9 protein-coding genes and 1 pseudogene are annotated in these 8,410 nt (G+C 50.8%); 1 reads left to right on the forward strand and 9 read right to left on the reverse strand.

The genetic code is table 11. The features are described from left to right. The 7 genes from IQ235_RS11910 to IQ235_RS11940 all read right to left on the reverse strand — a co-directional run. On the reverse strand, positions 1–147 hold a 147-nt coding region (locus IQ235_RS11910), incomplete at its 3' end, for an endonuclease/exonuclease/phosphatase family protein (protein ID WP_264321690.1). 149 nt (positions 148–296) lie between these two features. Continuing rightward, complete coding sequence (locus tag IQ235_RS11915; RefSeq protein WP_264321683.1) at positions 297–908, reverse strand: hypothetical protein; 612 nt, start codon at positions 906–908, stop codon at positions 297–299. Positions 909–1,118: 210 nt separating this feature from the next. Next, positions 1,119–1,406, reverse strand: a complete 288-nt coding sequence (locus tag IQ235_RS11920; RefSeq protein WP_264321684.1) for a DUF3493 domain-containing protein — start codon at positions 1,404–1,406, stop codon at positions 1,119–1,121. Positions 1,407–1,454: 48 nt separating this feature from the next. After that, positions 1,455–3,263 (reverse strand): sensor histidine kinase, encoded by a 1,809-nt coding sequence (locus IQ235_RS11925; RefSeq protein WP_264321685.1) that lies wholly within the window; start codon positions 3,261–3,263, stop codon positions 1,455–1,457. A gap of 182 nt (positions 3,264–3,445) precedes the next feature. Then, entirely contained in the window at positions 3,446–3,676 is a 231-nt protein-coding gene (locus IQ235_RS11930; protein WP_264321686.1) for a hypothetical protein, read from the reverse strand. Between the two features lie 370 nt (positions 3,677–4,046). Next, positions 4,047–4,544: a GNAT family N-acetyltransferase gene (locus IQ235_RS11935; RefSeq protein ID WP_264321687.1), complete on the reverse strand. Its 498-nt coding sequence runs from the start codon at positions 4,542–4,544 to the stop codon at positions 4,047–4,049. A gap of 97 nt (positions 4,545–4,641) precedes the next feature. Next, positions 4,642–5,688 carry an RNA polymerase sigma factor, RpoD/SigA family gene (locus tag IQ235_RS11940; protein WP_405196669.1) on the reverse strand — a complete coding sequence of 349 codons (1,047 nt, stop codon included), beginning with the start codon at positions 5,686–5,688 and terminating at the stop codon, positions 4,642–4,644. A 113-nt stretch (positions 5,689–5,801) separates the two neighbouring features. On the opposite strand from IQ235_RS11940, the pseudogene IQ235_RS11945 reads away from it, so the two are divergent. After that, positions 5,802–5,876, forward strand: a pseudogene (locus IQ235_RS11945) (hypothetical protein); the annotation flags it as partial. A 58-nt stretch (positions 5,877–5,934) separates the two neighbouring features. Here IQ235_RS11945 and IQ235_RS11950 read toward each other — a convergent pair. Together IQ235_RS11950 and IQ235_RS11955 are read right to left on the reverse strand one after the other, a co-directional pair. Next, the gene (locus IQ235_RS11950; protein WP_264321688.1) at positions 5,935–6,150 is read right to left on the reverse strand and encodes a hypothetical protein; all 216 of its coding nucleotides are present in this window, start codon (positions 6,148–6,150) and stop codon (positions 5,935–5,937) included. Positions 6,151–6,525: 375 nt separating this feature from the next. Then, on the reverse strand, positions 6,526–8,410 hold a 1,885-nt coding region (locus IQ235_RS11955), incomplete at its 5' end, for a calcium-binding protein (protein ID WP_264321689.1).

The following is an 8,410-nucleotide window of genomic DNA, read 5'->3' on the forward strand; positions in this document are numbered from 1 at the left end:
CTCCTCAAATGCCTTTCTTGGGAAAATTTCATCGACAACTTTGGTTTCTTGAAGGCATAAAATATCGACTTTTGTTTCCTGCAACCACTCGACAACAATCTCTTGACGAGTCCGAATTGAGTTGACATTCCAAGTTGCGATTTTCATTCAGTCCGATCGAAAGTTTTGTTTGAATAACAGTGTATAGAAAAATGGGAACATCTTATAATTTTCAAGAGGCGATCGCATTGAGTTAGAAAATCATCGAGTCAAAAGATGGATAAAAACTCAAAAAATAAACTCTTTTACCGACACAATCAACCGATAGGCTGCTGACCCGAGTTGACTCCATGAACGTACTCGCTTCCCGAAGCCAGGGAACCCCGCCGGTAAGCCGCTTCGTGAGGCTGTCCCCAACCTAATTGCAAAACCACTTCCAAAAACTCGGCTTTCTCCCATTTCCAAAGATTCGCCCATTCCGTGCGATCGCCGATGGCAAGTGCCTCCTCGGATACGATGGGTTGGTAATCTTTACCGCTATTGACGCTTAAATAAAGATCCATCTCCGCCATTGCCTCTTTCCAAAATGACAGAATTGAGGATTTAGCAGTTTTGAGCGTTTCGATATCTTCGGGTAATGCGAGGAGTCGATCGTCCACTTGAGGATAGCAAAGCGTTCGACCCTTGAGGACGATATGCCGCCAGAGGATGCCAGAAACTTGGTGCTGCTGTTGATAGCGGTGAATGGTCAGTTTAAAATCTTGATAGGCGGCAAACTTCTGTACTCCCTCGGGTTTGAGCCATCGATCGATAACGGAGTTCCCAATAAAGGGAGTCGCCGTCAGGTTAAGCCGTTCTCCCTTCAAGCAGGCTTGACGCTCTCGTTCCAAGATTTCGATCAACTTCTGCGTGCTATATACTTCTGTCATCCGAAAACGCACTCGATCGCCTTTTCCAATAGTGTAATAGCTCTGAGGGGAGGTCTTACAAGAGTCTATTTTTTAACGTCCGTTTTGGTCGAGGTTTTGGGGGTGAGGGAGGACGGATGAAGTTTGCGACTCAAACACTTGCGATCGCACCACCATTAAATCAAGATTCTGGGAGTTCGATCGGTCAACGCGCGTGCGATCGCCCGTCGATTATTTTGACTTCGATTCAGACTTGGATTCCAAACGAAACAGCCAGATCGTGAGAGCGACAATACCAGTTTGCAAGGCAAAGTTCGGAAAAGCTTCAGAAACATCTCGCCATGCGAGTAGCTGAGCCAGAAAAACGATCGCCCCGATAAAACCGGATGCGCCAAAGGCAATGTACACAAACTTTCGCAAACCCCGATAGGGTGCTTGGGCTTCGGCAAGCAATCGCTGGTATTTTTGGGAGTTGGGATCGATCTTGGCTTTAGACGGATCTATTGGGGGTTCTGACATTCGATCGGGAAATTGTAGAGTAAAGCGTTGGTGGCAATAAAGCAACTTTTAATCTTCAGAATCCATCAACAAACACAGCGAGTCGATATCGTCCGAGACCATCACCGGTGCTTGATATAACGGAATCGTAAAGGTGACAGTAGCGCCGAGACCGTCTCCCATACTGTAGAAGTGTACCACCCCACCCATAGACTCGACGAGCTTTTGAGAAATCACCAATCCCAGACCCGTTCCTCCGTACTGGCGAGTGCGAGAGCCATCAATTTGACTGAAAGATTGAAAGAGTTTGTCTTGTCTGTCGAGGGATACACCAATACCCGTATCGGCCACTTGAATTCTGACACTACCGGCAAATTCTTGATTTTGGAATCGAACCTTTTTTTTAATAATTTCTGCAGCGATCGTAATTCCCCCTTCGTGGGTAAATTTAATCGCATTCCCCACCAAATTTAACAGGACTTGCAGGAGCCGTTGGTAATTGCAAAAGAGGATGACTTCATCATCGGTGGGCGGAACGTGAATTTGGAAATATAAGTTTTTCTGTTGAACTTGAGCTAGGGCAAAACTTTTGAGGTGGTCGAGAATTTCGGCTAGTACCACTGGTTCTAAATCGAGCTGCATTTTACCCGATTCGATTTTCGCAATATCGAGAATATCGTTAATAATATTGAGCAGGTGTTCGGCAGAGCGATAAGCTTCCTCGATGAACTCCATTTGTTCTTCGGGATCGTCGGCCATCCCATCGACGATCAGCTTGAGAAAACCGAGGATGCCATTGAGGGGAGTGCGCAGTTCGTGGGAGGTATTGGCAAGAAAATTACTCTTGAGGCGGGACACCTCTTCTGCCGCTTGTCGTGCTTCTTCGAGTTCCCGGTACAGGGTGGCGTGGGCGATCGCCGCTCCCACCAAATCCGCGATTTCAGCGATCGTTTCGAGTTCGTGGGGATTCCAGGGCGCGTCGAAATCCCCACGAAATAAAAGTAAGACGCTATTGGGTTTTCCCCGATCGGACGTCAGAGCGATCGTTCCGCAAAGATCTCCGAGCGTCACCGTCGCGATCGCGCTCGACTCCACCAAATCCAGTCGAGTCAGCACATTTTGAATTTCGGGACACTCTTTGAGGTCGAACTTCCGTCCCCGCCAAGATTTCATCCCCTCGATGATATATTCTTCCATCACCGCGATCGAAGGGTCTCCGGGATTGTAAGAACAAATCGAGCATCGAGTCACATCAAGAGACGATCCCAGCCCCCAAACGGCCTGCTGCCAAATTGTTTCGAGATCGACGGCGTGACGAATATTTTGGGCGACTTGGCTTGGGAATAAAATGTCTGCCCGACGGTCGATCGGTCGCGCGATCGCATCGGGGGACTCGACGGCAGCAGCAGGTGTTTGGGAGGTGGATGTCGGATAATATTCATCCACCCTGGGAAGATTGGACTCGGGACGATCGACACTTACTTGCCGTCCCATCACCAACAGGGTGGAAATGGTCTCCCCTCGTAAAATGGGACTCAGAGTGAGTTCAAAGTCGAAAAAGAGTTCGCCATCGGTAAATTGGCAGCGAAATAAAGTCGGTCGAGCGTCGTCAAGAACTTGTCGAACGCGCTCTAAGTATAAGGTTACATCTACCGGTGCGAAGGTTTCTTCCATCGTGCGACCCACCACTTCCGCTAGACTCAAGCCATAACGCAGAGCATCTTGCCAGTAAAAAGCATGATATTGCCCGGCTCCATCTTGAATGAAAGCCAGTTCGGCTCCTAATGCTTGTAAAACTCCGCCATCACCTTGGTTTGCGGGAGGAGTGATACTGGTAGATGTAGCACTAGCAGTGTGGAAGTCAATTGGTGTGGTCATTAAAGTTCAGTGTAGGAACTGTCAGTAGATCGATACGAAAGACACCCTTGCTCAGTAAATGAGTCAAAAATTCCTCACAAAAAGTAGTCGGAACCAGACAGAAATACACCCTAACCAATCGAAACAAATCGAGCAACAATCGACAACGATCGCGTACTCGCTCGATTTCCCCGACCTCTTTTTTAATCGTTCCATTCCCCTCGGGGAGGAACTGGAGGATTGCGTTGGAGGCGGCGACTGAGTTCGTTCTCTCGATTTTTTTCACCTCGCAACCACTGACGAATCGCCGTTTCGATTACTTTCGAGGGATCGTTAGTCAGGTGTCCGATTCGCTCTAGGAGTTCGGGATCGATTTGAATTGAGACCTCGACCGGGTCTCTTGCAGATTCGGATTGTGATGCGAAATCGTTCATGATGTACTTGTAGGCTTTCAAGAGTAATGTAAGCGCTTCTGGGTCGAAATCGGCTAGATGCCGCGAGAATTTCGATTTCCCATGCCGATCGTACTTGCAAGAATGCCCAAAAATTAGCTCGGAACGATCGCAGATACTCCGTGGGATAGTACTGTGTTTTTTTTGAATCACCTGGAGCGATACCAAGCTTAGGGCTTTAGTACTTTGGGGGTTCGACAGTCGTTAAGCGCGAATCTTGCGTTTATTTTCATTGTACGATCGCGCGCCCGATCGCCATCGCCATTTCTATTGAGACTTCAGTGGTGGTGGTTGACTTTGCCTTGAGTTTAACCCTCAAGAATGCAGTCGCGCGCTAAAGAATGATGACAATTTAGTCTCGATGGGTACCGCGAGCAAAGTCGCTTAGGGAATCCCCCACCAGACGGCAAATCCGCCAGTGGGGAAGCACGGTGGCACCAATATCTTGGTAAAAAGCGATCGCGGGTTCGTTCCAGTCGAGTACCGCCCATTCCAGCCGAGCGCAACCGCGCTCGATCGCAATTCGGGCGACTTGACCGATTAATGCTTTCCCAATCCCTCGCCCTCGATAGTTTCGCAGCACGAAGAGGTCTTCGAGGTAAAGTCCCGGTTGGGTGAGAAAAGTAGAGTAACGATCGAAAAATAGGGCAAACCCCACGCTTTCCCCTTCCCATTCAGCGAGAAGGGCTTCGGCGTAGGGTCGTTTTCCAAATAAATGTTCGCTAAGACTTTCAACATCTCCGATGACTTCACCCGAGAGATTTTCGTACTCTGCTAGGGCGCCAATTAACTCGAAGATCGTGGGTACGTCCGCAGGTTGGGCCGGTCGAATTTTGAGTTGGGCAGACACAGCAATTTAAAATATGACGGTATCGATGCGAGAGGACGGCCCAAATCCCAGTTGCAAGTCGCCGCTCGGCTGACGAGATCGTCTCGGTTAGCTTATCTTAGTGCAGCCATCCTTTTAACCGTTCGGCCACCTGCGGGCGGCGTAGCTTCCGCATCGCTCTCGATTGAATCTGGCGCACTCGCTCTCGCGACAGGTCGAAAAGGTTGCTCACTTCTTGGAGTGTCTGGGTTTGACCGTCGTTCAAACCATAGCGTAGCACGAGAATTTCTCGTTCCCGCTCCGTGAGAACTTCGTCGAGGACATCCTTAATCCCCTGTCGCATCATGGCTTCACCCATTTGAGCGTCGGGAGACTGATTGTGACTATCTTCGAGCAAATCGAGCATTTCCGTGTCATCTTCGCTTCCCACTCGGTAGTTTAAGGAGAGCGATCGCACGTTCATTTGCTTGAGTTGGCGCAGTTGGGCGGTGGAAAGATCCAGCGCTTTTGCTAGTTCTGCTTCCGTGGGCTGGCGGTTTAAGGTTTGCACCAATTCGCGATAGGTTCGCTTGAGCCGATTGAGTTTCTCGACGATGTGAATGGGAAGGCGAACCGTGCGACTGTCGTTGGCAATCGTACGGGTAATCCCTTGGCGAATCCACCAATAGGCATAGGTCGAAAATTTATAGCCTTTGTCGGGATCGAATTTTTCCGTCGCCCGACTCAGTCCGAGAACCCCTTCTTGGATCAGATCGAGAAAAGGTACGCCTCGGTTGAGATAGCGTTTGGCGATCGAAACGACCAGTCGTAAGTTCGAGCGAATCATTTTTCGCTGGGCGATATAACCGCGATCGAAGCGTTTGGCGACCTGGCTTTCGCTCAGTTTTGTTGCGGCGGCGAGTTCGGCCGAAGTGGGAGAGCGATCGAGTTCGGCTTCGAGTTCGGCTTGGTGAGACTTGAGCGTCACCATCTCTCGAATCCAACTGGCTAACTTCGTTTCTTCTTCTGGCTTGAGCAGGGGATAGCGAGCCATTTCTTTAAAAAACGCTCCAACCGAATCGTCCCAAATGGTTTTTGTATAACCGGTGGGTTGAGCGGGGGCGATGGATGCTTCGGATGCTTCGAGTGAAGCTTCGTTGATTGAGGGGTTTTTCAAGCTGACCAAGGTGTATTTCTCCCAGATAACGTCTTAAAGTGCTGTTTTATCTTTTTATTTTTATGAGCGTACTATAAATAATTTTGTTATTATGGTCATATTATACACTTTTTATTCATACAATGTCAAAGCCGAAACTAGCACTGAAGCGGGTTAATATCAATTTGTCCGAGATAGAACACGCTAAACTACAAACTTATTGTCAGTTGACCGGTCGGACGGCCACCGATGTCTTGCGAGAATCGGTACGAAAGCTCAAGCTACCCGCGATCGCGAGTCGGTAATCGAACGTTTGTGTGGGTGCATTGCCCATCCGCCCGATCGGGCGATCGTCGAAGCGTTGTGTGCGGTCAGTTTCGATCGCCACGTACCGCAACGATCGAGTGAATCAGATTTCTTAAAAACATCTCGACCCAAAACGCCCGACCCATCCGGGAATCGAACTTCAAACGGGTTGAGTTGGAGCTTCAAAACAAATCGATCGTTGGGCTACCCAAAGATATTAAATTTTAGAAGTGTGGATTGTGAAAGGGTAAGCGACTGGGTCGCGAGCATCCAGCATTCGCGCGATCGTGACTTCGTGCATCTATGTTACGCAACTGACGACCTTCCCCGAATTCAACCTTTCAAAGCTAGCAAGCCTACTAGCCCTATGAGGTCAGGACTGTTTTATTTTCGATTTCGAGCGCAATTTTCACGGCTTCGGAATATCGACCGATCGCATCAATGAAGCCTGAAATAACGGGTTCTCATTAATGCATAACATGTTGCAAAGTCGAATACACCGCCCCGCTTTGGGGACGGCTGTATCCGCAGAGTATTGCGCTCGTCCTCGAGTCTGGAATTTTAGACCAAGCTGACAAAATCGCGCGTTTCGATCGCCCCCGCACTCACTCCAGGCAGAAGGACCGAACCGCTACCGAGTTCGATTTTTGCACCTTCGGGAGTATCGACGGCGATCGCCGGACGCTGTTGAATGTCTGCGAGCAAGTCTGGGGAGACTGCGAGCAAGTCTACGCCATCGGTAAAGTCGGCAATGATATCGTTACCGGTGTCGAGGGTTAAGACAAAGCGATCGCTGCCGCCGCCTCCAGTTAAGCTATCGTCGCCCAAGTCGCCGGAGAGGGTGTCGTCACCCAGACCGCCAACGATGCTGTCGTTATCCCGACCGCCGCCGAGGTAGTCGTTGCCGTCGCCACCGTCGAGGGTGTCGTTGCCGATGTTGCCGAACACCGCGTCGTTTCCGAGTTCCCCAAAGGCCATATCGTCGTCCTTGCCAGCAGCGAGGGTGTCATTTCCGTCTGCCCCGTAGAGGAGATCGTTGCCGAGATTTCCGTAGAGTACGTCATCTCCGGTGTTCCCCAACAGCCAATCGTCATCTTGACCCGCTGCAATGGTGTCGTTGCCCTCACCGCCATCTAGCGCATCTTTTCCGATGTTGCCAAACAGCCAGTCGTCACCGGCGCTACCGGATACGGAATCGTCATCCTTACCAGCGGCAACGGTATCGTTACCGTTGCCGCCATCAATGAGATCGCTTCCTTTATTTCCGAAAATGAAGTCATCATCGTTGCCGCCTTGAAGGGTGTCGATTCCTTCACCCCCGGCAATCAGATCGCTGCCGTCGCCGCCTTCAACCAGGTCGTCGCCTTTATCCCCCAGCAGCCAATCGTCACCGGCATTACCCCGGACGGTGTCGTTATCTTGACCGCCGTAGAGGAAGTCGATTTCTTCGCCTCCTTCAATGCGATCGCTTCCTTTATTTCCAAAGGCGTAATTGTAGCCGTTACCGGTCAGAATCAGGTCATCGTCGCGGCCGCCGGACAGGATGTCGCTGCCATCGCCCCCTTCTAAGGTGTCGTTCCCCTGATTTCCATAAGCGATGTTGTCTCCGCCACCGGTTCGTACCAGGTCGTTGCCCGCAAAGGCGGTAATCGCTTCATTGCGATCGTCTCCAATTAGGGTGTCGTCTCCATCGGTCCCTTCGATGACGTGCTCGATATTGATGCCGACATCCAATTCCAAGTTCAGTTCCCGCAAGGCTTCAAGTCGATCGAGATCGATTTCGCCCAACGCCACCGATTGCAAGAGTTGGGATTGAATTCCCTGGGCGACGATTTGCTCGCGGGCGATCTCCGTCCGCAGGCTTTCCAGGTCGCTGTTGGCATCGGCGCGATCGACGATTTCGTCAATTTTGGCGTTACTTTCGGCAATTACCGAAACCAGACCCTCCACCAGGGTTTCCGGCAGGGTGGGGGCGACTTGGACGAGTAAGGTGGCGATTGTTGCCGAGTCCCCCAGGTTGGCAAAAGACCCACCGGATTTCAGGGATGCTACCAACGCATCGACCACTGTCGTTTCTGCATTTTCGACATCCAAACCGATAATGATATCGGCAAGTTGGGTCAGGGTGGCATTAATTTGAACCTGTTTGGCATACATTTCCAACCCGCGAATATTGCCGCTTGCCATCTCCACAAAGGGATCGAAGCTTTCAATCTCGTCGGTTGGCAGGTCGAAGGCGCGGGAGATGGTGGCGATCGCGCTTTGGGTATTGGGTTCGGGAACTGCCGTGCGGATTAACGCCGTCCAGGGCGATTCGAGGATATTGCCGTAGCTGACGTCCGCCAGATCGAAGGCGATTTGGGCGGCAATGACCTCTCGGGCCGCTTCCCCGCTACCGGTGACGGCGGCAATGGCCGTATTGCGATCGCCCAAGGCCGTTATTGCC

This window comes from Zarconia navalis LEGE 11467 (assembly GCF_015207075.1).
Taxonomy (GTDB): Bacteria; Cyanobacteriota; Cyanobacteriia; order Cyanobacteriales; family Geitlerinemataceae; genus Zarconia; species Zarconia navalis.

What these genes read in the sequence shown, in the direction of transcription:
- IQ235_RS11915 (WP_264321683.1), bottom strand. Translation starts at nt 908, where the DNA reads ATGACAGAAGTATATAGCACGCAGAAGTTGATCGAAATCTTGGAACGA.
- IQ235_RS11920 (WP_264321684.1), bottom strand. Translation starts at nt 1,406, where the DNA reads ATGTCAGAACCCCCAATAGATCCGTCTAAAGCCAAGATCGATCCCAAC.
- IQ235_RS11925 (WP_264321685.1), bottom strand. Translation starts at nt 3,263, where the DNA reads ATGACCACACCAATTGACTTCCACACTGCTAGTGCTACATCTACCAGT.
- IQ235_RS11930 (WP_264321686.1), bottom strand. Translation starts at nt 3,676, where the DNA reads ATGAACGATTTCGCATCACAATCCGAATCTGCAAGAGACCCGGTCGAG.